At 71.0% G+C, this 23,284-nt stretch carries 24 protein-coding genes; 14 read left to right on the top strand and 10 right to left on the bottom strand.

Translation table 11 applies throughout. The annotated features are described in order from the left end of the window. Positions 1 to 9 precede the first annotated feature (9 nt). From manD to ASG28_RS16730, 3 genes are all read right to left on the bottom strand, one after another. A complete protein-coding gene (gene manD / locus ASG28_RS06080) occupies positions 10 to 1,248 on the bottom strand; it encodes a D-mannonate dehydratase ManD (protein ID WP_055973099.1) in 1,239 nt (412 codons plus the stop codon). A gap of 104 nt (positions 1,249 to 1,352) precedes the next feature. Further along, positions 1,353 to 2,213, bottom strand: coding sequence for an aldo/keto reductase (locus ASG28_RS06075; RefSeq protein ID WP_055973096.1), 861 nt, complete (start codon positions 2,211 to 2,213; stop codon positions 1,353 to 1,355). Next, a complete protein-coding gene (locus ASG28_RS16730; protein ID WP_200925258.1) occupies positions 2,210 to 3,049 on the bottom strand; it encodes an EI24 domain-containing protein in 840 nt (279 codons plus the stop codon). The genes ASG28_RS06075 and ASG28_RS16730 overlap by 4 nt, the downstream gene beginning before the upstream one ends. A 165-nt stretch (positions 3,050 to 3,214) precedes the next feature. Between ASG28_RS16730 and ASG28_RS16725 the strand changes: the two genes are divergently transcribed. The 3 genes from ASG28_RS16725 to ASG28_RS06055 are packed head-to-tail and all read left to right on the top strand — an operon-like array spanning position 3,215 to position 5,170. After that, on the top strand, positions 3,215 to 3,634 hold the full coding sequence (locus tag ASG28_RS16725; RefSeq protein WP_055973093.1) for a hypothetical protein: 420 nt from the start codon (positions 3,215 to 3,217) through the stop codon (positions 3,632 to 3,634). A 3-nt stretch (positions 3,635 to 3,637) separates the two neighbouring features. Further along, positions 3,638 to 4,117: a hypothetical protein gene (locus tag ASG28_RS06060; protein WP_055973091.1), complete on the top strand. Its 480-nt coding sequence runs from the start codon at positions 3,638 to 3,640 to the stop codon at positions 4,115 to 4,117. 48 nt (positions 4,118 to 4,165) lie between these two features. Further along, positions 4,166 to 5,170 carry an aldo/keto reductase family protein gene (locus ASG28_RS06055; RefSeq protein WP_055973087.1) on the top strand — a complete coding sequence of 335 codons (1,005 nt, stop codon included), beginning with the start codon at positions 4,166 to 4,168 and terminating at the stop codon, positions 5,168 to 5,170. 78 nt (positions 5,171 to 5,248) lie between these two features. On the opposite strand, the gene ASG28_RS06050 is transcribed toward ASG28_RS06055, so the two are convergent. The 3 genes from ASG28_RS06050 to ASG28_RS06040 all read right to left on the bottom strand — a co-directional run bounded on the left by ASG28_RS06050 (position 5,249) and on the right by ASG28_RS06040 (position 7,718). Then, the gene (locus tag ASG28_RS06050; protein ID WP_055973083.1) at positions 5,249 to 5,797 is read right to left on the bottom strand and encodes a YbhB/YbcL family Raf kinase inhibitor-like protein; all 549 of its coding nucleotides are present in this window, start codon (positions 5,795 to 5,797) and stop codon (positions 5,249 to 5,251) included. 72 nt (positions 5,798 to 5,869) lie between these two features. After that, positions 5,870 to 6,733, bottom strand: a complete 864-nt coding sequence (locus ASG28_RS06045; protein ID WP_055973081.1) for an aldo/keto reductase — start codon at positions 6,731 to 6,733, stop codon at positions 5,870 to 5,872. A 13-nt stretch (positions 6,734 to 6,746) separates the two neighbouring features. Beyond that, complete coding sequence (locus ASG28_RS06040; RefSeq protein WP_055973079.1) at positions 6,747 to 7,718, bottom strand: aldo/keto reductase; 972 nt, start codon at positions 7,716 to 7,718, stop codon at positions 6,747 to 6,749. A 62-nt stretch (positions 7,719 to 7,780) separates the two neighbouring features. Between ASG28_RS06040 and ASG28_RS06035 the strand changes: the two genes are divergently transcribed. The 4 genes from ASG28_RS06035 to ASG28_RS06020 all read left to right on the top strand — a co-directional run bounded on the left by ASG28_RS06035 (position 7,781) and on the right by ASG28_RS06020 (position 10,873). Further along, positions 7,781 to 8,188 carry a TIGR02611 family protein gene (locus tag ASG28_RS06035; protein WP_082454419.1) on the top strand — a complete coding sequence of 136 codons (408 nt, stop codon included), beginning with the start codon at positions 7,781 to 7,783 and terminating at the stop codon, positions 8,186 to 8,188. A 70-nt stretch (positions 8,189 to 8,258) separates the two neighbouring features. Further along, entirely contained in the window at positions 8,259 to 9,206 is a 948-nt protein-coding gene (locus tag ASG28_RS06030; protein ID WP_055973076.1) for a J domain-containing protein, read from the top strand. An 87-nt stretch (positions 9,207 to 9,293) separates the two neighbouring features. Further along, positions 9,294 to 9,680 carry a VOC family protein gene (locus ASG28_RS06025; RefSeq protein ID WP_055973073.1) on the top strand — a complete coding sequence of 129 codons (387 nt, stop codon included), beginning with the start codon at positions 9,294 to 9,296 and terminating at the stop codon, positions 9,678 to 9,680. Positions 9,681 to 9,889: 209 nt separating this feature from the next. Beyond that, complete coding sequence (locus ASG28_RS06020) at positions 9,890 to 10,873, top strand: NUDIX hydrolase (protein ID WP_055973070.1); 984 nt, start codon at positions 9,890 to 9,892, stop codon at positions 10,871 to 10,873. Between the two features lie 62 nt (positions 10,874 to 10,935). Here the strand turns inward: ASG28_RS06020 and ASG28_RS06015 are convergent, their stop codons facing one another. Beyond that, the gene (locus ASG28_RS06015; protein WP_157485652.1) at positions 10,936 to 12,456 is read right to left on the bottom strand and encodes a S1C family serine protease; all 1,521 of its coding nucleotides are present in this window, start codon (positions 12,454 to 12,456) and stop codon (positions 10,936 to 10,938) included. A gap of 232 nt (positions 12,457 to 12,688) precedes the next feature. Between ASG28_RS06015 and ASG28_RS06010 the strand changes: the two genes are divergently transcribed. The 3 genes from ASG28_RS06010 to ASG28_RS06000 all read left to right on the top strand — a co-directional run bounded on the left by ASG28_RS06010 (position 12,689) and on the right by ASG28_RS06000 (position 14,581). After that, positions 12,689 to 13,177 carry an FHA domain-containing protein gene (locus ASG28_RS06010; protein WP_043594907.1) on the top strand — a complete coding sequence of 163 codons (489 nt, stop codon included), beginning with the start codon at positions 12,689 to 12,691 and terminating at the stop codon, positions 13,175 to 13,177. A 2-nt stretch (positions 13,178 to 13,179) separates the two neighbouring features. Next, a complete protein-coding gene (ftsR, locus tag ASG28_RS06005) occupies positions 13,180 to 13,878 on the top strand; it encodes a transcriptional regulator FtsR (RefSeq protein WP_055973068.1) in 699 nt (232 codons plus the stop codon). Between the two features lie 154 nt (positions 13,879 to 14,032). Continuing rightward, positions 14,033 to 14,581 carry a MerR family transcriptional regulator gene (locus tag ASG28_RS06000; RefSeq protein ID WP_043595057.1) on the top strand — a complete coding sequence of 183 codons (549 nt, stop codon included), beginning with the start codon at positions 14,033 to 14,035 and terminating at the stop codon, positions 14,579 to 14,581. A 94-nt stretch (positions 14,582 to 14,675) separates the two neighbouring features. Here ASG28_RS06000 and ASG28_RS05995 read toward each other — a convergent pair whose 3' ends face one another. Next, positions 14,676 to 15,488: a ParA family protein gene (locus ASG28_RS05995; RefSeq protein WP_054146774.1), complete on the bottom strand. Its 813-nt coding sequence runs from the start codon at positions 15,486 to 15,488 to the stop codon at positions 14,676 to 14,678. Between the two features lie 160 nt (positions 15,489 to 15,648). Here ASG28_RS05995 and def point away from each other — a divergent pair, with 160 nt between their 5' ends. Further along, on the top strand, positions 15,649 to 16,146 hold the full coding sequence (def, locus tag ASG28_RS05990; RefSeq protein ID WP_055973065.1) for a peptide deformylase: 498 nt from the start codon (positions 15,649 to 15,651) through the stop codon (positions 16,144 to 16,146). Here the strand turns inward: def and ASG28_RS05985 are convergent, their stop codons facing one another. After that, positions 16,147 to 17,985 (bottom strand): AMP-dependent synthetase/ligase, encoded by a 1,839-nt coding sequence (locus tag ASG28_RS05985; protein ID WP_055973062.1) that lies wholly within the window; start codon positions 17,983 to 17,985, stop codon positions 16,147 to 16,149. Between the two features lie 101 nt (positions 17,986 to 18,086). Here ASG28_RS05985 and ASG28_RS05980 point away from each other — a divergent pair, with 101 nt between their 5' ends. The 3 genes from ASG28_RS05980 to ASG28_RS05970 all read left to right on the top strand — a co-directional run bounded on the left by ASG28_RS05980 (position 18,087) and on the right by ASG28_RS05970 (position 21,181). Beyond that, complete coding sequence (locus tag ASG28_RS05980) at positions 18,087 to 19,037, top strand: ROK family glucokinase (protein WP_055973059.1); 951 nt, start codon at positions 18,087 to 18,089, stop codon at positions 19,035 to 19,037. A 30-nt stretch (positions 19,038 to 19,067) separates the two neighbouring features. After that, on the top strand, positions 19,068 to 19,757 hold the full coding sequence (locus ASG28_RS05975; protein ID WP_055973056.1) for a lysophospholipid acyltransferase family protein: 690 nt from the start codon (positions 19,068 to 19,070) through the stop codon (positions 19,755 to 19,757). A gap of 95 nt (positions 19,758 to 19,852) precedes the next feature. Further along, positions 19,853 to 21,181 carry a class II 3-deoxy-7-phosphoheptulonate synthase gene (locus ASG28_RS05970; RefSeq protein ID WP_055977030.1) on the top strand — a complete coding sequence of 443 codons (1,329 nt, stop codon included), beginning with the start codon at positions 19,853 to 19,855 and terminating at the stop codon, positions 21,179 to 21,181. A gap of 87 nt (positions 21,182 to 21,268) precedes the next feature. Here ASG28_RS05970 and pknB read toward each other — a convergent pair whose 3' ends face one another. After that, positions 21,269 to 23,227, bottom strand: coding sequence for a Stk1 family PASTA domain-containing Ser/Thr kinase (gene pknB / locus ASG28_RS05965; protein WP_055973052.1), 1,959 nt, complete (start codon positions 23,225 to 23,227; stop codon positions 21,269 to 21,271). Between the last annotated feature and the right edge of the window lie 57 nt (positions 23,228 to 23,284).

The raw sequence follows: 23,284 nt of genomic DNA, 5'->3' as shown, positions 1-23,284 counted from the left end.
TCGTCCCGGTCACCAGTCGTGGACGGTGCCGTCCGCCAGCCTGTTGTAGGGCAGGTAGGCCTGCGCGTACGGGTAGGCCGCAGCGGCCCGCTCGTTCAGCTCGACGCCGATCCCGGGCTGCTCGCCCGGGTGCAGCATGCCGTCCTCGAAGGTGAAGCTCTGCTCGAAGACCTCGTCGGTCTTCGCGCCGTGCTTCATGTACTCCTGGATGCCGAAGTTGTGGATCGCGAGCCCGAGGTGCATCGCGGCCGCCATGCCGACGGGCGAGATGTCGGTCGGCCCGTGCATGCCCGACTTGATCTGGTACTGCGAGGCGTACTCGAGCACCTTCTTGAGGTGGGTGATGCCACCCGTGTGCGTCACGGCGCTGCGCACGTAGTCGATCAGCTGCTCGCGGATGATCTGCTGGTAGTCCCAGACGGTGTTGAAGATCTCACCGATGGCCAGCGGGGTCGTCGTGTGCTGTCGGACGAGCCGCAGCGCCTCGGGGTTCTCGGCGGGGGTGACGTCCTCGAGCCAGAACAGGTCGTAGGGCTCGAGGCTCTTGCCGAGCCGCGCCGCCTGGATCGGCGTCATGCGGTGGTGGCCGTCGTGCAGCAGGGGGATCTCGGGGCCGAACTCGGCCCGCACGGCCTCGAAGACGGTGGGCACGTGCCGCAGGTACGAGCGGGTGTCCCAGTCCTCCTCGTTCGGCAGGGCTCCGCGCTGGGCGGGTTCGTGGTCGTAGCGCACGCCGCTGTTGGCGTCGAACGTGGCGTTCGAGGCGATGCCGTAGATCGACTTCAGGCCGGGCACGCCGGTCTGCACGCGGATCGCCTTGTAGCCCTGCTCCTGGTGGTCGCGGACGCTGTCGAACAGTTCCTCGAGGTCCTTCCCCGAGGCGTGGCCGTAGGTCAGCAACCCGGTGCGCGAGGCGCCGCCGAGCAGTTGGTAGAGGGGCAGGCCGGCGACCTTGGCCTTGATGTCCCACAGGGCGACGTCGACGGCGGCGATGGCGGCCATCGTGACCGGCCCGCGCCGCCAGTAGGCGCTGCGGTAGAGGAACTGCCAGGTGTCCTCGATGCGGGCCGGGTCGCGCCCGACCAACAGGGGCACGACGTGCTCGGTCAGGTAGGCGACGACGGCGAGTTCGCGCCCGTTCAGGGTGGCGTCGCCGAGGCCGGTGACCCCGTCGGACGTCGTGATCTTGAGCGTCACGAAGTTGCGGTCGGGGCTGGTGACGATCACGTCGGCTCTGTCGATGATCATGCGGTGTCCTCTGGAGCTCGCGTCCAGGCGACGTCGATGTCACCCGGGCTGGTCCCTCCACTCTGGCGCATGCGTGAGCGGGAGGCGAGCCCGGGAGGCGCGGGTCAGCGCATCTCGAGGGGCACCTTGGTCGTCGGCGCGGGGAACGCCCGCTCGAGCTGCACGAACGCCTGGTCGCCGAGGTCGATCGCCAGGGCCGCCGCGTTCTCGAGCGTGTGCTCGGCCGTGCCCGCCTTGACGGCGACCATCAGGTCGGGCACGAGGCGCAGCACCCAGGCCAGGGCGAGTTGAGCCGACGAGACGCCGAGGTCGGTCGCGACCTGCTCGAGCACGGGGTGGCCGAGCAGCTCTCCGCCGTCGACGGGGGAGTACGACGTGAGCGGCACGCCGTGCTCGCGTGCCCAGGGCAGCAGGTCGAACTCGGGCCCGCGACGGGCCAGGTTGTAGAGGACCTGGTTCGTCTGGACGTTCTCGCCACCGGGCACCGAGAGCAGCTCGTGCAGGTCGTCGACGTCGAAGTTGCTGACCCCCCAGCCGCCGATCGCCCCCTCGGTGACCAGCGCCTCCAGGGCCTCGACCGTCTCGGCGAGGGGATGGCGTCCGCGCCAGTGCAGCAGGTAGAGGTCGAGGCGGTCGGTGCCCAGCCGCCGGAGGCTGGCATGGCAGGCGTCGACGGTGCCCTGCCGCGAGGCGTTGCTCGGCAACACCTTGCCGACCAGGAACACCTCGTCGCGTCGACCCGCGATCGCCTCGCCGACCAGCGACTCGGACCTCCCGCCGCCGTACATCTCGGCGGTGTCGACCATCGTCAGGCCGGCATCGAGGCCGGCCCGGAGGGCGGCGATCTCGTCGGTGCGGCGGCGTGGGTCGTCGCCGATGTTCCAGGTGCCCTGGCCGAGGGCCGGGACGACGCGCCCGTCGGGCAGGGTGACGGCGGGGTTGGTCGGTGTGGCGGGGGTGGTCATGCCGGGGGATGGTAGTCGCCGGCCGGGGCGGGGGGTCCGACGACCGGTGTCGCGGGCGGTGCCCCGGGCGTCGGCCCGGCCGGTCCGGTCGGCTCGGCGGTCACCTCGCGGGCGAGCAGGGTGGCCGCGGCGACGGCCGCCGGCATGACGAGCACCGCCCCGAGCGGGACGAAGAACAGCAGGTAGGTCGCGGTGCCCAGCCCCAGGGTGCGCGCCCGGTTGACGGCGAGCCCGCGGCGGCGCTCGGCGAGCGAGCGCCCCCGGGCGTCGAAGGCGTAGCCGGTGAGCTCGACCGCGAGGAACCATCCGCCGACCAGCGCACCGAGGACCGGCACGACGGTCTGGCCGACGATCGGCACGAATCCTCCGACGAACAGCAGGACGCCCACCCCGGCCGTGGCCAGCAGCAGTCGGAGCGAGTCGCCGGCACTCCGGGCGAGCCCGCGCCAGAAGCCACGATCGACGTCGGCCGGCGGGTCGCCCTCTCGCGCTTCGACGCGGCGCCAGATGCGCTCGTAGAAGGGATCGCCGACGAGCAGCGTGACGGCGGTGAACGCGACGACCGCGAGCAGCACGGCCAGGGCCGCCACGGCGAGACCTCCGCCGAGGCGCACGAGGGTGCGCTGCCACTCGGGCCACTCGTCCGCGAACGGCGTCACGGCGCGGGCGATGTCGTCGGCGGCGAGACCGACGACGACGAGGCCGGTGGCGAAGACCGCACCCACGACGAGGGCGGGCACCGCACCCAGCAGCATCAGCCGCGGGGACGTCGCCCACAGCCGCAGCCCCCGGCCGAGCAAGCCCACCCCGCCGAAGAACTCCCCGATCACCGCCACCGGGCGAGCGTATCCGGTGCAGGAGGCGCGGGTGCGGTCGCACGCGACGTCGCGTCCGTCGCTCCCCGCCCGGTCGGCTCCTCCCCAGTCCGACGAGAAGCGGCCCCCTCCACAGGCCGGGTGTCCGCAGGCCCCCACAGCGGCGCGGTCCGCCAGCCTCGGACCATGACGACGATCGACACCTACCCACCCGTACTCGCCCCCGACCCCACCGACGAGCAGCTCGAGGACTTCGTCGACGAGTTCTGCCTCGAGCCCTGCGACGACCGCGCGCTGCTGTGGATCTACCTCGGGCCGGACGGCGTCCCCGTCGCGCCGCCCATCGCGCTCGGCGGCTCTCCGGTCGAGCCCACCCGTGACGGGGTCGAGACCCTGGCGCTGCGCATCGTCGAGGTGGCTGCCTGGGTCGACGCCACGTCCGTCCTGCTGGTGTGGCAGAGCGCCGACGAGTCGCTGACGGCGTCGTGCGACGACCAGCGGTGGGCCGCGGCGATCCTGGCGGTGATCGAACCCGGCGACCTCACGGTCCATCCGCCGATGCGTCGCACCCCGTCCGACGTCCGCCCCCTCCTCCCGGTGGACTGAGGCATGCGCGTCCGCGGAGGCTCCCGACCCTTCGACCCCGATCCCGACCTCCTCCGACTCCCCGTCCTCGGGCCCGACGCCGACGACCGGGCGTTGCTCGACCACGCGACCGAGCTGTGCGCCGAGAGCTGCGATCGCGAGGTCGTGCACTTCGCCTTCCTCGACGCCGACGGTCGGCAGGCCGCCCCCGCCGGTCGTCTGCACAACGTGCCGCGACTGCCGCGGCGACGTGACGTCGACGAACTGGTCGACCTGTTCCGGCATCAAGGGCTCCGGGCGAGAGCGCGGCAGGTGGTGTGCGTCTGGCAGACGGTCGACGACGACGAGCTCGACCGGATCGCGGTCGACGCCTGGGCCTCCGGCCTGGACCGGTCTCTCGGAGCCGGCCCCCTCCGGTTGCGGGCGTTCTGGCATCGCACGCCGTCGGGGTTCACCGTGCCCGGACGGTTCGGCGACCGGGCGGGCGGGGCAGCCGGTGACTAGCGTCGACGGGGTGCCGCATCGACGCGGCACCACCGAGAAGGGTCGTCCATGAAGTTCAGGTACCTCGGCAACAGCGGGCTCAAGGTCAGCGAGCTCACCTACGGCAACTGGCTCACCCACGGGTCCCAGGTCGAGAACGACACGGCGACGCGCTGCGTCCGCGCGGCCCTCGACGTCGGCATCAGCTCGTTCGACACGGCCGACGTCTACGCCAACACCCAGGCCGAGACGGTCCTCGGCGAGGCGCTGAAGGGTGAGCGTCGCGAGTCGCTCGAGATCTTCACCAAGGTCTACGGTCCCACCGGACCGAAGGGGCACAACGACACCGGGCTCAGCCGGAAGCACATCACCGAGTCGATCAACGGGTCGCTCACGCGCCTGCAGACCGATTACGTCGACCTCTACCAGGCACACCGGTACGACGTCGAGACGCCCCTCGACGAGACGATGGAGACCTTCGCCGACCTCGTCCGCCAGGGCAAGGTGCTCTACATCGGCGTCTCGGAGTGGAATGCCGAGCAGCTCCGCGAGGCGCACGCCCTGGCCCGCGAGCTGAAGATCCAGCTCGTCTCGAACCAGCCCGAGTACTCGCTGCTCTGGCGGGTCATCGAGGGCGAGGTCGTCCCCGCGTCGGCCGAGCTCGGCATCTCGCAGATCGTCTGGTCGCCCGTCGCCCAAGGCGTCCTGACCGGAAAGTACACCGTCGGCGCCGAGTTGCCGGCGGGTAGCCGGGCGACCGACCAGAAGGGCGGCGCGGGCATGATCGAGCGCTGGCTGCGCGACGACGTCCTCGACGCCGTGGCCCAGCTGGAGCCGATCGCGGCCGACCTGGGCCTCACACAGGCCCAGCTCTCGTTGGCATGGGTGCTGTCGAACGAGAACGTCGCCTCGGCGATCATCGGGGCCTCGCGTCCCGAGCAGGTCGAGTCGAACGCGAAGGCCTCGGGAGTGACCCTCGAGGCCGACGTCCTGTCGCGCATCGAGTCGATCTTCGACGGCCTCGCCGAGACGGACCCGCGCAAGACGCAGATGCCGAGCGGCCGCGAAGCCTGATCGACACGACACGACACGACGACGCCCCGCCGCGAGATCGTGGCGGGGCGTCGTCGTGTCGACGTCGAGCGTGTCGGATCAGGCCGCCGGGACCTCGAAGGTGGCCGAGATCACCGCGCGGGCCAGCGTGTGGAAGTGCAGGTTGAAGCCGAGGTACGCCGGGCTGGCGGTCTCGTCGACCCCGACCTTCTCGACGTCGAGGGCGTGCACCGCGACGAAGTAGGTGTGCGGTCCGTGGCCCTCGGGCGGTGCGGCGCCGACGTAGCGGGCGAGCCCGCCGTCGTTCTTCAACTGGATCGCCCCCTCGGGCAGACCCGAGCCCTGGTCGTCACCTGCACCGGAGGGCAGCGACGTCGTGTCGGCGGGAAGGTCGGCCACGGCCCAGTGCCAGAAGCCCGACCCCGTGGGGGCGTAGGGGTCGTAGACGGTGACGGCGTAGCTCTTGGTGCCCTCGGGTGCGCCGGACCAGCTCAGCTGGGGGCTGGCGTCGTCTCCGCCGGGGCCCATGATGCCGCTCACCTGGGCTCGCTGCAGCTCGCCCCCGTGGGTGAGGTCCGTGCTCGAGAGCGCGAACTCGGGCACGATGCCGATGATGTCGTACGGGCGGGTCAGGTTGGCGTCGGCCATGGCTGTCTCCTGTTCGTTCGGGGTGGTCGTGACGGTGCGCCCGCCCCGAGGGGCGGGCGCACCGGTGTCCGGTCAGGCGGCGTCGAGCCGCTGGATCTCGTCGGCCGAGAGCTTGATCGACGTCGCCGTGGCCGAGTTCATGATCGTCTGCGGTCGGGTCGACCCCGGGATGGGGATGACGAGCTCGGACTTGGCGAGCTCCCAGGCGAGCGTCAGGACCTGGGGGGTCACCCGTCGGGCGTTGGCGATCTCGGCGAACACGGCGTGCTTCGCTCCGAGCTCACCCGCGTTCGTGATCCCGCCGAGGGGGCTCCACGGCAGGAAGGCGATGCCCATCTCGTCGCACAGCACGAGCTCCGCCTCGCTCGACCGGAACGCGGGCGAGTACTGGTTCTGGACCGAGACGAGGCGGTCGTCGAGGACCTCGTTCGCCTCGCGGATCTGCTCCGGGGTGGCGTTCGAGATGCCCGCCATGCGGATGACGCCCTCGTCGAGCAGCTCCGCCAGGGCGCCGATCGAGTCGGCGTAGGGCACCGCCGGGTCCGGGCGGTGGAACTGGTACAGCCCGATCGTCTCGACGCCGAGCCGCTTCGCGGAGGCCTTCGCGGCCTCCTTGAGGTACGCAGGGTCGCCGTTCTGCGCCCAGGCTCCCGCCTCGGGGCGGAGGTGCCCGCCCTTCGTCGCGACGAGCACCTGGTCGGTGTCGGCGTGGTAGCTCTTCAGCGCCTTGGCGATGAGCAGCTCGTTGTGTCCGACCTCGTCCTTGCCGGCCTGGTGGTACGCGTCGGCCGTGTCGATCAGGGTGATGCCCTGCTCGAGGGCGGCGTGGATCGTCGCGATTCCCTGCTTCTCGTCGGGTCGGCCCTCGATCGACAGGGGCATGCCGCCCAAGCCGATGGCACTGACCGTCACGTCTCCGATTGTCCTGGTCTTCATGTCGTCCTCCGGTTCACCACGCGTAGTCCTCGGGCGACGTCTCGTGCCCGGGGAAGATCTCGTCCAACCGCGCCAGCGCGGTCTCGTCCAGCTTCACGTCGACGGCGGCGACCGCCGACTCCAGTTGTGCCATGGTCCGGGGGCCGGTGATCGGTCCGGTGACGCCCGGCTGGTGCAGCAGCCACGCGAGTGCGACCTCGCCCGGGGCGTGCCCGAGCTCTCGCGCGAATGCCTCGTAGGCCTCCAGCTGGTCGCGGTGCTCGGCCACGTAGTCGGCGCTCCGTCCCTCGAGTCGACGCGACCCCTCTTCGGTCTTCTCGATCACGCCACCGAGCAGGCCGCCGTTCAGCGGCGACCACGGGATCATGCCGAGGCCATAGTGCCGGGTGGCGGGAAGGGTCTCGCGCTCGACGTCCCGAACGATCAGGTTGTAGATCGACTGCTCGCTCACGAGACCGCTGAAGTGTCGAGCCTTGGCGGCCTCCTGGGCCTGCGCGATGTGCCAGCCGGCGAAGTTGCTGCTGCCGACGTAGAGCACCTTGCCCTGCTGGACGGCGACCTCCATCGCCTGCCAGATCTCGTCCCACGGGGTCTCACGGTCCACGTGGTGGAACTGGTAGAGGTCGATGTGGTCCGTCTGGAGTCGCTTCAGGCTCGCGTCGAGCGCACGTCGGATGTTCAGCGCACTGAGCTTCCCGTCGTTCGGCCAGTCGCCCATGTCGCCGTACAGCTTGGTGGCGAGGACGGTCTTCTCCCGCCGCCCACCTCCGCGGGCGAACCAGCGACCGATGATCTGTTCGGTGATGCCTTCGCCCTTCTCCCAGCCGTAGACGTTCGCCGTGTCGAAGAAGTTGACGCCGAGCTCGTGCGCCCGGTCCATGATCGCGTGGGAGTCGTCCTCCGTGGTCTGCGGCCCGAAGTTCATCGTGCCGAGCACGGCCCGGGAGACGGACAACCCTGTGCGTCCGAGGTGTGTGTAATCCATGTTCCCTGGCTACCCCCTCGTGGGGCGTGCTGCTCACAGGAACGCCCCCTAACGTCGCCGTCATGGACGAGCAGCCCGAGACCCCGGACGGTGTGCCCCCGGTCGAGAACCGCGGGGCCGGCCCGCACCGCGGCAGGCGGCGCCGTGCGCTGAGGGACGGTCACGCGAGGATGCGACTCCGGCTCGACGGGCATCCGCGTCTCCGGTTGCTCTACAAGATCGGCGTCGGGGTGCTCGGGGCCTTGATCGTCGTCGTGGGCCTGGTCCTCGTCCCGCTGCCCGGGCCCGGTTGGCTCATCGTCTTCGTCGGCGTCGCCGTGCTCGGCACCGAGTTCCCGGCCGCCCACCGCATCACCCGGTGGGCGCGTCGGCTCGCGCGGCGCGCTCGTCTCCGGTGGCGCGCCTGGCGGGTCGCCCGGGCGGTGCGCCGATCGTCGACCGTGGACCCCTCGGCCGCCCCGTCGCGGTGATCCGCAGGGCCGACCGCGTCTCGGCGGCCGTCGATCGGACGCCCAGCGGACGTTCGGTAATGTCGCCGTCGTGACGCCCAGTCCCGCCTCCGCCACGCCCTACGAGGTGCTCGGCGTGCCGTCGACGGCGTCGACCGACGATCTGCGCCGCGCCTACCGACGGCTGGCCCGCCAGACCCACCCCGACCTCGGGGGCACCGCGCAGGCCTTCCGCGACCTGCAGCACGCCTGGCAACAGGTGGGCACGCCCGAGGCCCGTGCCGCCTACGACCGGGGGTCGGGCTCACGAAGCACCGCTCCCACGGGCAGCGCGCGGTCCGCGGGGTCGAGTGCCCCCGGCTGGTCACCGCCGCCCCGCGAGCCGGCTCGCACCGATTCCAAGCCCAAGGCCCGGGTCCACGGTCACCCCGGCGGCGCGAACCGCGAGCGGTACCTCGGACTGATGCGCGAGTGGGTCGGTCGGGGAGTCCCGCTCGACGACCCGTACGACGAGCGCCTCGTCCGGAGCGCGCCTCCCGAGATCCGTCACGTCCTGGCCGACGCCATGGCCGAAGAGGCCACCGTCGCCGCCGTCACCGAGCTGGGCATCGGCTTCACCATCTGGAGCGACGTCGACGCGGGTGCCGAGGGCAAGCTCGACCACGTCGTGCTCGGGCCGTCGGGCCTCTTCGCGGTCCAGTCCTCCGACTGGGGCAGCGAGGTCCAGGTGTCCCGGGGCGAGCTCGTCGGTCGGGGCATCCCCGCCGACGAAGAGCCCGTCCGCGACCTCACGCGTCAGGCCCGGGCCGTCCGACGAGAGACCCGCGTGTCGTTCACGGCCCAGCTGATCGTCGTGCCCGACGACGACTTCGCTCCCGCCCTCGAGAAGGTCGGGCGCCGGGCAGGCGGCACCTGGGTCGTGCGCCGGTCGCTGCTGCCGCAGGTCCTGCGGCACGGGCCCGAGCTCGGCGACCGCACGAGCATCTCGGACGTCTTCGAGGTGCGGGCGCGGCTTCAGCAGGCCATCCGGTTCGTCTGACGGGGGCTGGCGCCCGGGGCCCGACAGGGGCCACCCTGGGCGTGACGCCGGCGTCCGTCGGTCGTCCCGCGCCAGAGAGGGGCCACCGTGTTCCGTCCGCAGTCCGGCTACTCCGGGTTCAGCGTCGACGACGTGCCCGCCGCCACGTCCTTCTACCGCGACGTCCTCGGCCTCGAGACCGAGGTCGTCGTCGACGGTGAGATGTTCCGCCTGCGCCTGCCGGGAGGCGCGGCGTGGGTCTTCGTCTACGGCAAGCCCGACCACGTGGCCGCGTCGTACACCGTCCTCAACCTCGTCGTCGACGACGTCGACGCCGCCCTCGACGGGCTGGCCGAGCTCGGCCTCGAACCACAGCACCTCGGCGGCCACTCCGACGAACGCGGCGTCATGCGCGGGCGCAGCATGGGGTGGGGCCCCGACATCGCCTGGTTCACGGACCCGGCCGGCAACGTCTTCTCGGTGCAGCAGCCCTGACCCGCTCGACCCGACACAAGCCCCGAGGAGGCGCGGTGCCGGAACCGGGGGAGGGCTGGCCCGACATCGGGTTCCGGGCCAGCCCCATGCATGCCTTCGGAGCTCCCGCCTCGACGGTTTGGTCGCCCGTCACCGGGCCGACCGGTCGACGTGACGTCCTGTGCCCGACGCGGGCACCGCCTCCGCGTCCCTGTGGCAAGCTCGACCGTGTGAACACGCAGGAGCCCGCGGACGGCTGGGTCGAGGCCCCCGACGGACGTCGGTTCTGGGGCCGCGCCGGGGCCGCGGGTCTGCTCGTCGTCGACCCCGACGACCGGGTGCTGCTGCAGCACCGGGCCGACTGGAGCCACTTCGGCGGCACCTGGGGACTGCCCGGCGGAGCACGCCATCACGGCGAGAGCGCGGTCGAGGGCGCCCTGCGCGAGAGCGGTGAGGAGGCAGCCGTGCCGCGCGACGCGTTGCGACTCCTGTTCGCCGCCGAGCTCGACCTCGGCTTCTGGTCGTACACCACCGTCGTCGCCCGCGCCGTGCGACCGTTCGAACCCGTGGTCTCGGACGCCGAGAGCATCGCCCTGGGCTGGGTGCCGGCAGACGAGGTGGCCGGTCTCCCGCTGCACCCCGGTTTCGCCGCGTCGTGGCCGAGGCTCCGGCCCGAGCTCAGGGGCGAGGTGCACGTCGTCGTCGACGTCGCGAACGTCCTCGGCTCCCGACCCGACGGCTGGTGGCGCGACCGCGTCGGTGCCACGAACCGGTTCCTCGACGCCCTCTCGCGCGGCGCCCGGGACGGAGTGGCCGAGTCGCTCGTCTCGTCCGGCGGCGGAGGGGACGACACGCCGGTCGTGGCGAGTGGGCCGGACCGGCACGCCTCCCCGACGGACGCCGCGGCGTTCGCGGACGGCTCCGCCGCCGAGCCGCCCGGGGCGCCCACCTGGCGGTGGCCGGAGACGACCGCCGTCGTCGAAGGCGAGGCGCGGGCCGTCGGAGACACGTTCCCCGGTCTGACCGTCGACCGTGCCGAGGCCGACGGCGACTCGGCGATCGTGGCCCGCGTGCGCGGCCTGCGTGACGGGTCCGGCGTGGCACCTCGTGTCGTCGTCGTGACCGCCGACCGGGGCCTCACCGACCGGGTGGCCGCCCTCGGGGCGACCGTCGTGCGTCCGGGCGTCTTCCGCCACGCCGTCGGCCTCGACTGACACGGACGGACGGGCCCGCCCCACCGACCGGTGGAGCGGGCCCGTCCGTCCTCGATCTCGGCTCAGGCGGCGGGGCCGTCGCCCAACGTGACGGTCGCGGTGTGGGACGTGCCGGCCGTGTCGGTCCAGGTCACCGAGACCTGGTCGCCCGAGTCGTGCGCCTGGATCGCGGCCGTGAGTGCGGACGAGTCCGCCACGGGCGTCCCGTCGATCGCGGTGATCACGTCGCCGGCGACGAGGCCGGCCGACGCCGCCGCGCTGCCCTCGACGGCGCCGGCGATCGTGACGCCGCCCGCGGTGCCGGTCGCCGTGCTCGAGATCTGCGCGCCGAGGAAAGCGGGCAGGCCGATCTGCACGGTGGAGCTGCCCGTGCCCGACTGGATCTGCTTGGCGATCGACAGGGCGTGGTCGATCGGGATGGCGTACCCGGTGATCGTCGACGAGCCCTGCGAGGCCGCCGTCACGATGCCGACGACGTCACCGTCACTGTCGCGCAGGGGGCCTCCGGAGTCGCCCGAGACCACGTCCGCGTCGACCTCGATGAGGCCCGACAGCGACTCGGTGCCCGAGCCGGACTCGCTCTGGACCGTGATCGACTGGTCCGTGGCGAGGACCGTGCCCTGGGCGGTGACCAGGTCGCCCGTGCCCTCGGCGTTGCCCGTCGAGTGGACGACGTCGCCCGTGGACACGTCGCCGGACGAGTCGAAGCTCACCGGGGTGAGGCCGGTCGCGTCCTGCAGCTTCAGCACCGCCACGTCGTTCGTGGCGTCCGTGCCCACGACGTCGGCCGTGTAGGTCTCGCCCGTCGACTCGACGGTGACCTGGATGCTGGTGGCGCCCTGGACGACGTGGTTGTTCGTCAGGATGAGCCCGCCCGAGGTCAGGATCATGCCCGTGCCCGCGGACTTGTACGAGGCGTCGTAGTTCAGGGTCGACACGATGGTGACGACGCCGGCCTTCTCGTCGTCGGTCGCCGCCGTGGCGCTGGTCTGGGTCGAGGTGCCCTGCTGCGACGACCCGCCCTGTGACGACCCTCCCTGTGACGATCCGTCCTGCGGGGTCGAGCCGCCGAACGGGGACGTCGAGCCGCTCGACCCGCCGCCCGGCTGCGTGAGCTGGGGCAGCAGCTCGAGGGCCTGGCGTTCGCTGGCGGCCTGTGCCGCCGCGGTTCCGGCCGAGCGACCGGCGGCGTAGGCACCGCCGCCCGCCGCACCCGCGACGATGACGACGGCGGCCGCCGCACCGGTGAGGGCGAGCCACTTCTTCGAGCGGCGGGGCTTGGGCGAGCCGCCGAAGGCCGGCGGCACCGTGCCCCGTGCGCCGTCGCCACCGGCCGCCGTCGAGGTGCCCGACGTCGCGTCGTACGACTGGTGCGAGTCGTCGTGGGCCATCCAGGTCGGGGCCGCCGACACGTAGCGTGCGTCGGATGCGCCGGTGACGTGGGGGAGGGTGCGCGCCTCGGCGGGCTGCCCGATGGCCTGCTCGGCGTTCTCCCCGGCCTGCTGCTCGGTCGACGCGGAGGGCGTCACGGGCGTGGCGTCGTTCGGGGTGCCGGTCGTGGTGTCGCCGTCTCGGTCGTTCATGGTGTGCCTCCTGTGGCGGTGGTGGTGACGATGGGTCCATGGAACGGCGCGACCCCAAGAGATCCCTATGACCAGACCCTGAGGCGGTCGGGAGTCCCATGAGGAGGCGCGGTGAAGGGAGCCGAGAGCGTCTCACCGTCGCCGGCACCGCCATCGGAGTGGGCGGTCCCCGAAATCGGTTCCCGACGAGGGTCGGAGTTCCGATACGCTGGGACGCCAAAGGAGGTCCACGATGGCAGAGCCCGCCAACCCGGCACCCGGCGAGCAGGACCGCGCTCCCGGCGCCCCTCGCGAGGTCGACACGACCCTCAGCTTCAACGAAGAGTTCCAGGCGCAACTGGCCGCCCTCGAGGGAGGCGTGTCCACCGACGAGCGTGACGCCGTCGCCGCCCTGCCCTCGGGTTCCGCGCTGCTCGTGGTCCGCCGCGGCCCCAACATCGGCGCACGATTCCTCCTCGATTCCGACGTCACGATCGCCGGTCGTCACCCCGAGGCCGGCATCTTCCTCGACGACGTCACGGTCAGCCGCAAGCACGCCGAGTTCCGCCGCGAGGGCATCAGCTTCAGCGTGCGCGATCTCGGGTCTTTGAACGGCACCTACTTCGACGGCGTCCGCATCGACGAGGCCCGGCTCTCCGACGGGGCCGAGGTCCAGGTCGGCAAGTTCCGCCTCACGTTCTACGCATCGCGGGTCGACCTCGCGAACCTGGCGATCAAGTAGTCGTGCCCCGCACCGCCGCCGCCCGGTCGTCGCAGACCGGGCCGTCCGACCTGTTGACGATCGGGCAGGTCCTCTCGCGGCTCAAGCCCGAGTTCCCCGACCTGTCGAACAGCAAGCTGCGCTTCCTGGAAGAGCGCGAGTTGGTCACTCCGGTGCGTACCCCGTCCGGCTACCGCAAGTTCTCGCCGGCAGACGTCGAACGCCTCCGCTTCATCCTCGGACTCCAGCGTGACCACTACCTGCCGCTCAAGGTCATCCGTCAGCATCTTGCCGACCTCGACGCCGGTCGCCCGGCGTCGCTCCCGTCCGGGGCGGCACCCGTCTCGATCCTGACGCACGGTCGTCGGCTGGGTCGCGACGAGTTGCTCCGCGAGACGGGGGCATCGCCCACCCTGCTCGACGAGGCCGTCTCGGCGTCGCTCCTGCCGTCGGCGGGTCGATACGGTGACGAGTCGGTCTCGGTGCTGTCGGCCCTGGTCGAGCTGGGCAGGTCGGGCATCGAACCCCGTCACCTGCGGACGGTCCGGGCTTCGGTCGACCGCGAACTCGGACTCATCGAGACGGCCCTCGCGCCACTCGCGCGCAAGCACGACGCGGCGTCCCGGGCGCGGGTCGCCGAGCTCTCCCGTGAGCTCGCGGCGCAGGTCGACGTCGTCCGGTCGGGCCTCGTCCGATCGGCTCTGGGGCGTCTCGACGCCTAGACGTCCACGCTCCGGGCGAATATCCTCGACACGCCGACCCGTCGGAGCGAATGTCGCCCAGGCAGCTCCCCGTTGTGGGTACCGTGAGTCCTGTACAACCATCAACCCGATGTTGAACGTTGAGCTCCGGAAGAAGAACGTGGAAGGCAACAGCATGAGTGAGTCAGGTTCCCCCGAGGAATCCCGCTACGAGCTGGGTCTGCTCTTCACCGACGGCCTGCCCGAACACGACGCCGACAGCGGCTACCGCGGCACCGTCGCGGCCAAGGCCGCCGGCATCAGCTACCGCCAGCTCGACTACTGGGCGCGCACCGAACTGGTCGAGCCGACCATCCGCGGGGCGGCCGGCTCCGGCTCGCAACGCCTCTACGGTTTCCGCGACATCCTCGTCCTCAAGCTCGTCAAGCGCCTCCTCGACACGGGCATCTCGCTCCAGCAGATCCGCACGGCCGTCAACCAGCTCCGCGAAGCCGGGGTGAACGACCTCGCCCAGACGACCCTGATGAGCGACGGGGCGAGCGTCTACCTGTGCACGTCGGACGACGAGGTCATCGACCTCGTCAGCCGCGGTCAGGGCGTCTTCGGCATCGCCGTGGGCAAGGTCCTTCGCGAGGTCGAGTCGAGTCTCGTCGAGATCGACAGCACACCCGCCGCCGACCCTTCCGACGAACTCGCCGCCCGACGCGGCACACGCGCCAGCTGATCAGCCCGCGACCGCGACGCGCGGTCGAGGACGACGAAGGCCCCGCACGATCTCGTGCGGGGCCTTCGTCGTCGCGTCGGGGACGGGCGCCGGTTCAGCGGGCTGCGGGCTCGGCGTAGTCGCCGATCTTGGCCGTCCGCATGATGCGCTCGAGCAGCTGGTCGAAGTTGCGGGCCATCTCCTGAGCACTCTCGCCGGGCCAGGCGTGCAGAGGCTTGGCCGCACCCTGGGCCTGCTGCAGCGACGTGCGCTCGGGCAGCTGGGGCGACAGGACGAGTGGGCCGAACATGTCGCGGAGCTCTTTGATGCGGAACTGGTGCTCGAGCGACTGCACGCGGGCACGGTTGACGATGATGCCGAGAGGCTGGAGGCGCGGTGACAGACCCCGACGGATCTCCTCGATGGCCCGGAGGGCTCGGTCGGCTGCGGCCACGCTGAACAGGCCGGGTTCGGTGACGACCGTCACGCGGTCGGATGCGGCCCAGGCGGTGCGGGTGAGGGCGTTCAGTGACGGCGCGCAGTCGATCAGGACGAGGTCGTAGTCGGCCTCGACGTTCGCCAGGGCCTCCTCGAGCTTCCAGATGTCGCGGATCGACGGGTGCGGACCGTCGAAGTTGATGGCCGAGGGGCTTCCGATCATGACGTCGACCTTGCCCTGGCGGCCCTTCGTCCAGCCGCTGGGCGCGATCGCCGCCCGGACCGTCTTCTCCTTCGGGGAAGCGAGGACGTCCGCGACGTTCAGGTGGCCCGAGACCGTGATGTCGAGGCCGGTCGAGACGTCGGACTGGGGATCGAGGTCGACGACGAGGGTCCTGAGACCTTTGGCGAAGGCGGCCGACGTGAGTCCGAGCGTCACCGTCGTCTTGCCGACGCCCCCTTTGAGAGAGCTGACGCTGAGTACATGCACGACACAGACGATACCTTCACTACTGTTGAATCACCCAACAGCCACGTCGATGCGGCCCGCGTCCGCTTCGACGAAGTGACCGCGCCAGCTCGCCCGTCGTCGTCACGGTGTCGCGACGCGTCGTCCGCACCACACCCAGACCCACCCCAGGAGGCGCGCCGTGAGCGTGAGACCCATCCGCCTGTTCGGCGATCCCGTCCTTCGATCGACGTCGGACCCCGTGACGATCGGTGACCCGCGCCTCGCGTCCCTGGTCGAGGATCTCCTCGACACCGTTCGCGAGCCGGGGCGGGCCGGGGTCGCGGCCGCCCAGATCGGGGTGTCGCTCCGGGCCTTCAGCTACAACGTCGACGGGCAGGTCGGTTACGTCCTGAACCCCGTCGTCGTCGAGGTCTCGGGCGAGAAGACCCTGGTCGACGAGGGCTGTCTCTCGGTGCCCGGGTTCTGGTTCCCGACCCCACGCCACGAGTACGCGCGGGTCGAGGGGGTCGACCTCGAGGGCCGGAAGGTCGTGCTCGAGGGCACCGGGCTCATGGCCCAGGCCCTCCAACACGAGACGGACCACCTCGACGGCACGCTCTACGTGCTCACCCTCGAGCCCGAGACGAAGCGCGAGGCCATGCGCGAGATCCGTGCCGCCGACTGGTGGCGGGCCTGATCACCGTCCCCGTGCGGTGATCGTCCGCACCGACTCGGTGTCGGGGTGGGCCGTGTAGATGTCGGCGATCTGTTGAGCGAAGTCGTCCACCACGACGGCACGCTTGACGCTCATCTTGGGAGTGAGGTGACCTCCGGCCTCGGTGAACTCGACCGGGAGGATCTCGAACTTGCGGATCGACTCGGCCCGCGAGACCGCGGTGTTCGCGGCGTCGACGGCCCGTTGGACCTCGGCGCGGACCTTCGGATGCCGGGCGGCCTCGGCCAGGGGCATGTCGGCCGCCTCGCCCGCGTTGTTCAGCCACACGGGCAGCATCTCGGTGTCGAGGGTGACGAGGGCGGCGACGAACGGGCGCTGGTCGCCCACCACGACGACCTGACCGACCAGGGGGTTCGCCCTGATCGGGTCCTCGAGAGCCGCGGGGGAGACGTTCTTGCCTCCGGCGGTGACGATGATCTCCTTCTTCCGGCCGGTGATGGTGAGATAGCCGTCGGCGTCGAGCGAGCCGAGGTCTCCGGTGCGGAACCATCCGTCGTCCAGGACGTCGGCCGTGGCCTCGTCGTCCTTCCAGTACCCCGCGAAGACGTTGACGCCCTTGACGAGCACTTCTCCGTCGTCGGCGATCCTGATGCCGACCCCGGGCAACGCCGGCCCGACCGTTCCGATCTTGAACTTCGAGACGAGGTTGACGGCCGCCGGAGCCGTGGTCTCGGTCAGCCCGTAGCCCTCGAGGATGCGGATGTCGAGACTGCGGAAGAAGTGGCCGAGGCGCGTGCCGAGTGGAGCCGATCCCGAGACGGCGTAGCGGATGTTGCCGCCCATGGCCTTCTTGAGCTTGCCGTACACGAGTCGGTCGAACAGCGCGAAGCGGAGCTTCAGGCCCAGGGGCACGGTGCCCTCGTCGAGTGCCTTGCTGTGGGCGATCGCGACGGCGACGGCCTGCCGGAAGATGCCGCCCTTCCCCCCGGCCTCGGCCTTCTGCTCGGCCGAGTTGTAGACCTTCTCGAAGACGCGGGGGACCGCGAGCAGGAAGCTCGGCTTGAACGAGGCCAGCGACGGCAGCAACTGCTTCGTGTCGGCCTGGTGGCCGACCTTCACCCCGGCGTGGACCGACATCACCGCGATGAAGCGCGCGAAGACGTGCGCGGTCGTCACGAACAAGAGGGTGGACGAGCCGGGGGCCACGACGTCGCTCATGGCGACGGCGGCGTTGCGGCTCGTCTCGACGAAGTTGGCGTGGGTCAGCACGCATCCCTTGGGGCGGCCCGTGGTGCCCGAGGTGTAGATGATCGTGGCGACGTCGTCGGCGACGGCCGCACTGCGGCGGGCCTCGAGTTCGTCGTCGGACACGTCGACGCCCGATGCGGCGAGTTTGTCGAGGTCGCCCAGGTCGACCTGCCAGACGCGCGTCACGGCAGGCAACTCGGGGTGCACCTCGTCGAACCGCGAGAAGTGGTCCGCGGTCTCGACGATGACGGCCACGGCCCCCGAGTCGCTGAGGTTCCAGTGGACCTGTGCGGGCGACGACGTCTCGTAGACAGGGACGAGCAGGGCACCGGCGAACCAGGTCGCGAAGTCGATGAGGGTCCACTCGTAGCGCGTGCGGCACATGAGGCCGATCTTGTCGCCTGGTTCGACGCCTGCTGCGATGAGCCCCTTCGCGAGTGCGCTCACCTGCTCGAGGAAGCGGGCTGCCGTGACGTCGCGCCACCCGCCCGTCCCGTCCGGGACGGCGAACAGGGGTTCGTCGGGCGTGGCCGCGGCCCGGGCGAGCAGGAGGTCGGTCGCGTTGGCGGACGGGTCGGCGGGGACGGCGGATGGGACGATGTGTTCGTTCACGGCAGCTCCTTCGGTACCGAACGATGGTTCGACAACCCTAACGCGACCTCGCCGGGAACGGTGCTGAAGGTGATCGGTCGTCGAGGATAGACTCGATCCTCGTGCAGGCAATCGGAATCGACATCGGCGGGACGAAGATCGCGGGCGGGGTGGTCACCGAGTTCGGCGAGATCGTCGCCGAAGAGCGAGTCGCGACGCCCGCGGGCGACGCGGGGGCGATCGTCGACGCGGTCGTCGACATGATCACCTCGTTGCAGGCACGTCACCCCGACGTCGTCGCCGCGGGCGTGGCTGCTCCCGGCTTCATCGACGCCGCCCAGTCGACCGTCTACTACACGCCCAACATCGCGTGGCGGAACGAACCCCTCCGGGCGCGGCTGTCCGAACGACTCGACCTGCACATCACGATCGACAACGACGCGAACGCCGCCGGCTGGGCCGAGTTCCGGTTCGGGGCCGGTCGCCTCGCCAGCGACATGACCATGCTCACCATCGGCACGGGGGTGGGCGGTGCCATCGTGGCGCAGGACCGCCTCCTGCGCGGGGGCTTCGGCACCGGCGGCGAGCTCGGCCACATGCGGATCGTGCCCGACGGCCTTCCCTGCGGCTGCGGGGCCCGCGGGTGCATCGAGCAGTACGGCTCGGGCCGCGCCCTGTTGCGGATCGCGGGTGAGGTCGCCGACGAGGGCGGCGTCGGCCGAGGCCTCGCCGATCTGCGCGCCGAGAGCGGCGAGCTCTCCGGCCACGACGTCAGCCTGTTGCTCCAGTCCGGTGACGCCGGCGCCGTCGAGGCCCTGCGCCGCCTCGGCACCTGGCTCGGTCAGGCCGCCGCGTCGCTGAGCGCGATCCTCGACCCGCAGGTCTTCGTCTTCGGCGGCGGCGTGGCGCAGTCCGGCGAGCTGCTGCTGGCACCCGTGCGCGCGGCGTACCTCGAGCACCTGCCTGCTCGCGGCTACCACCCCGAGCCCGACTTCGTGATCGCCGAGCTCGTGAACGACGCGGGGGTCGTGGGTGCCGCCGACCTCGCCCGCCTCCACGCCGGCGACCGCTAGACTCCCGACGCCCCGACGAGAGGAGCACCGATGCTCTACTGGTTCCTGAAGACGATGGTCGCGAGTCCGCTCGTCCTGTCGATCTTCCGACCGTGGGTCAGTGGTCGCGAGCACGTCCCGGCCTCGGGTGCCGTCATCTTCGCGAGCAACCACCTCTCGTTCGTCGACTCGATCTTCCTGCCGCTCGCCCTCGATCGGCGGATCTCCTTCCTCGCCAAGAGCGACTACTTCACCGGCAAGGGCATCAAGGGCTGGGCCATCCGGCTGTTCTTCACGGCCACGGGGCAGCTCTCCATCGACCGGTCCGGGGGCAAGGCCTCCGAGGCGTCGCTGGCGACGGGCCTGTCGGTCCTGCGCCGCGGAGAGCAACTCGGCATCTACCCCGAGGGCACCCGGAGCCCCGACGGCAAGCTGTACCGCGGCCGGACGGGGGTGGCGCGCATGATCCTCGAGGGCCACGTGCCCGTGATCCCCGTCGCCATGATCGGAACCGAGAAGGTCATGAGGACCGGGACCAAGATCCCGCGCCTGCACCGCGTCGGAATCGTCTTCGGCGAGCCGCTCGACTTCAGCCGGTTCGAGGGCATGGAAGGCGACCGGTTCATCCTGCGGTCCATCACGGACGAGATCATGTACGAGCTCAACGCCCTCAGCGGCCAGCAGTACAGCGACGTCTACGCGACCAGCGTGAAAGAGAAGCGCTCGACCCTTTCACGGTAGGCTCGCCTGTCGAGGTCGTTCGGCCTCGAGACCGTCAACTGGCAAGGAAGACCGTGGCCCAGCTCACCGAACCGTTCGTCGTCACCGATCCCGACGTGATCGACGGTCTCGACCATTGGCGCACGCTCCCCATCAAGCAGCAGCCCACCTGGCACGACGGTGCAGCCGTCGAGGCCGCTTCGGCCGAGCTGTCCACCCTGCCGCCACTCGTCTTCGCCGGCGAGGTCGACACCCTCCGCACGCGGTTGGCGTCGGCGGCCCGGGGCGAGGCGTTCCTGCTGCAGGGCGGTGACTGCGCCGAGACCTTCGCGGGAGCGACCGCCGACCAGATCCGTGACCGCGTCAAGACCATCCTGCAGATGGCGGTGGTCCTCACGTACGGCGCGTCCGTCCCCGTCATCAAGATGGGCCGCATGGCCGGCCAGTTCGCCAAGCCGCGCTCCAGCGACACCGAGACCCGTGACGGCGTCACGCTGCCGGCCTACCGCGGTGACATCGTGAACGGCTACGACTTCACCCCCGAGTCCCGGCGCGCGGATGCGTCTCGGCTGGTGAAGGGCTACCACACGTCGGCCTCGACGATCAACCTGATCCGGGCCTTCACGCAAGGCGGCTTCGCCGACCTCCGTCAGGTGCACAGCTGGAACAAGGGCTTCGCCAGCAACCCGGCCAACGCCCAGTACGAACACCTCGCCCGAGAGATCGACAAGGCGATCCGCTTCATGGAGGCGGCCGGGGCGGACTTCGACGAGCTCAAGCGCGTCGAGTTCTACACCAGCCACGAGGGCCTGCTCATGGACTACGAGCGACCCCTGACCCGGATCGACTCGCGCACGGGCACTCCGTACGTGCTCTCGTCGCACTTCGTGTGGATCGGCGAGCGGACCCGCGACCTCGACGGCGCCCACGTCGACTTCCTCTCCCGGGTGCGCAACCCGATCGGTGTGAAGCTGGGCCCGACGACGACCGCCGACGACATGCTGCGCCTCATCGACAAGCTCGACCCCGAGCGTGAACCCGGGCGTCTGACCTTCATCACCCGCATGGGCGCGGGCACGATCCGGGATGCCCTGCCTCCCCTCCTCGAGGCCATCAAGAAGGCGGATGCGACGCCCCTGTGGGTGAGCGATCCGATGCACGGCAACGGTCTGACGACGCCCACGGGCTACAAGACCCGGCGGTTCGAAGAGATCATGGACGAGGTGAAGGGGTTCTTCGAGGCGCATCGTGCGGCCGGGACGCACCCCGGCGGAATCCACATCGAGCTGACGGGTGACGACGTCACCGAGTGCCTGGGTGGTTCCGAGCACATCGACGAAGCGACGCTCGCCACTCGCTACGAGTCCCTCTGCGACCCGCGTCTCAACCACATGCAGTCGCTCGAATTGGCCTTCCTGGTGTCCGAAGAGCTCGCTGCGGACTGAGTCTCGTCGGCACGACGACGGCCCCGGGACCATCGGTCCCGGGGCCGTCGTCGTGTGGGTGGCCTCGACGTCAGGCGGCGTCGCGTGTCATTCCACCCGGTACGAAAGGGTGATGGTCGCGCCCTTGATGGCGGTCAGGCCGGCCTCGGGGTCGGTCGCGGTGACCGGCAGGCTGGCCTCCCAGTCGTAGAACGCGCAGGTGAAGGCCGTGCAGCTGGGGTAGCTCACCCGGAAGCCGAGTCCCTGCAACTGAGACGTGGCCGCGTCGATGGTCTTGCCTCGGACGTCCGGGATCGTGATGGGCGGTGGGCCCTTCGACACGACGAGGTTGACCGTGTCGCCCTGGTGGAGCGCCCCCTCGGCCTGTTGCTCGTAACGGATGACCTCCCCGGAGGCGACTCCGTCGCTGAACTCCGTCCCGCTCTCGACGCCCGTCAACTGGACCCCGGCGAGGGTGCTCTGGGCATCCGCCACCGAGAGGCCGGCCACGTCCGGAACGGGTCCGAGCGAGACGGTGAGCGTCACCGGCTGCTGCTCGCCGTACTGGGCAGCCCCGGCGAGATCGACCGGGGTGCCCGCATCGTCCACGCCGCTGATCGCGAGGACGGTGCCGGCGGCCGACGCGTCGAACTGGCTCGACGTGGGCTGCAGCGTGAAGTCCGAGAGCGCGTCCGTGGCAGCTTTCTCGGTCTCGCCGACGACCGTGGGCACCGGCAGCTGACGGGGTCCCTGGGAGACCACGAGGGTGATCGTGGAACCCTTCTGCACCCGGGTCGTGGCGTCGGGGTCCGTGCGTGTGACCTGGCCCGTGGGTACCACCGGGGAGAAGTCCGACCGGGGGTCGGGTGCGACGACGAACCCGGCCGACGTGAGGGCGGCCGATGCCGCGGCAGGGTCCTGTCCCGTCACGTCGGGGACGGACGCCTGGGCGCCGGGCCCGGAACCGAACCACCAGCCCACCCCTCCGGCGAGCAGGGCCACCACGACGACGAGGGCCATGAGCACGCGACCCCGACGTCGACGCCGGTCGGCGACGGCGGCGAGCGTCGTGGCGGCGTCGTCGGGTTCCGCCTGGACCGGTCCGGTCCGGTGCCGTGCCTTCGGCAGGATCTGCGTCTCGCCCGTGCCGACGGACGGCAGGACGGAGGTCGCGCCCGCGGCCGGGAGCACCATCGTCCTGTTGGCGGGCGGTCCCGACGGATCGGCGAGCACCCGTTGCACGTCGAGCAGCTGGTCGAGGAGGGCTCGGGCGTCGCGCGGGCGCTGCTCGGGGTCGCGTGCGGTGGCCCAGAGGACGAGCTCGTCCAGCTCGACCGGTACGCGAGGGTTCGCAGAACTGGGGGTGGGGACGGTGTCGTTGGCGTGCTGGTAGGCGATCTGCATGGGCTGGTCGCCCTTGTAGGGCTGCTCGCCCGTGAGCATCTCGTACATCATGATGCCGAGCGCGTAGATGTCGCTGCGGGTGTCGGCGATGCCGCGGGTCACGAGTTCGGGGGAGAGGTAGGCGATCGTCCCCAGCAGGGCGGCGCCCGTGGCCGTGTTGGCCGTCGCGGCGCGCGCCAGGCCGAAGTCGCCGATCTTGATGCGTCCGTCGTCGGCGAGGAGGACGTTCTCGGGCTTGAGGTCGCGGTGGACGATGCCGGCGCGGTGGGCGGCGGCGAGACCGGCGAGGACCGCCTCGAGGATGTCCATCGCCTGTTCGGGCGTGAGCACCTTGTGGTCCTGCAGGAGTTCTCGCAACGTGATGCCGGGCAGGTACTCCATGACGAGGTACGCCGAGTCGTCGTCCTGGCCCTGGTCGAAGACGTTGACGACGTTGGGGTGGGCCAAGCGGGCGGCCGAGCGCGCCTCCTGGATGAAGCGCTCCTTGAACGACGCGTCGTCGGCGAGGTGGCCGTGCATGATCTTGATGGCCACGCGACGCTCGAGTCGCAGGTCGGTGGCGAGGTACACCGTGGCCATGCCGCCTCGGGCGATGCGTGAACGGACCTCGTACCGGCCCTCGATGAGACGGCCGATCATCGGGTCAGTCTGGTTCACGCTCACCCTCGTGATTTTACGGACCGAGGGCCGCGCCGGCGCCTCAACTCACCGCACGGCGGC

Source organism: Frigoribacterium sp. Leaf415 (assembly GCF_001424645.1).
GTDB lineage: Bacteria > Actinomycetota > Actinomycetes > Actinomycetales > Microbacteriaceae > Frigoribacterium.
Note: the sequence above shows the minus strand (reverse complement) of the source record. Positions and strands in the feature narration are given on the sequence as shown.

Coding starts and splice junctions, on each gene's coding strand:
- manD (WP_055973099.1), bottom strand. CDS start 1,248: ATGATCATCGACAGAGCCGACGTGATCGTCACCAGCCCCGACCGCAAC.
- ASG28_RS06075 (WP_055973096.1), bottom strand. CDS start 2,213: ATGACCACCCCCGCCACACCGACCAACCCCGCCGTCACCCTGCCCGAC.
- ASG28_RS16725 (WP_055973093.1), top strand. CDS start 3,215: ATGACGACGATCGACACCTACCCACCCGTACTCGCCCCCGACCCCACC.
- ASG28_RS06060 (WP_055973091.1), top strand. CDS start 3,638: ATGCGCGTCCGCGGAGGCTCCCGACCCTTCGACCCCGATCCCGACCTC.
- ASG28_RS06055 (WP_055973087.1), top strand. CDS start 4,166: ATGAAGTTCAGGTACCTCGGCAACAGCGGGCTCAAGGTCAGCGAGCTC.
- ASG28_RS06050 (WP_055973083.1), bottom strand. CDS start 5,797: ATGGCCGACGCCAACCTGACCCGCCCGTACGACATCATCGGCATCGTG.
- ASG28_RS06045 (WP_055973081.1), bottom strand. CDS start 6,733: ATGAAGACCAGGACAATCGGAGACGTGACGGTCAGTGCCATCGGCTTG.
- ASG28_RS06040 (WP_055973079.1), bottom strand. CDS start 7,718: ATGGATTACACACACCTCGGACGCACAGGGTTGTCCGTCTCCCGGGCC.
- ASG28_RS06035 (WP_082454419.1), top strand. CDS start 7,781: ATGGACGAGCAGCCCGAGACCCCGGACGGTGTGCCCCCGGTCGAGAAC.
- ASG28_RS06015 (WP_157485652.1), bottom strand. CDS start 12,456: ATGAACGACCGAGACGGCGACACCACGACCGGCACCCCGAACGACGCC.
- ASG28_RS06010 (WP_043594907.1), top strand. CDS start 12,689: ATGGCAGAGCCCGCCAACCCGGCACCCGGCGAGCAGGACCGCGCTCCC.
- ASG28_RS06000 (WP_043595057.1), top strand. CDS start 14,033: ATGAGTGAGTCAGGTTCCCCCGAGGAATCCCGCTACGAGCTGGGTCTG.
- ASG28_RS05975 (WP_055973056.1), top strand. CDS start 19,068: ATGCTCTACTGGTTCCTGAAGACGATGGTCGCGAGTCCGCTCGTCCTG.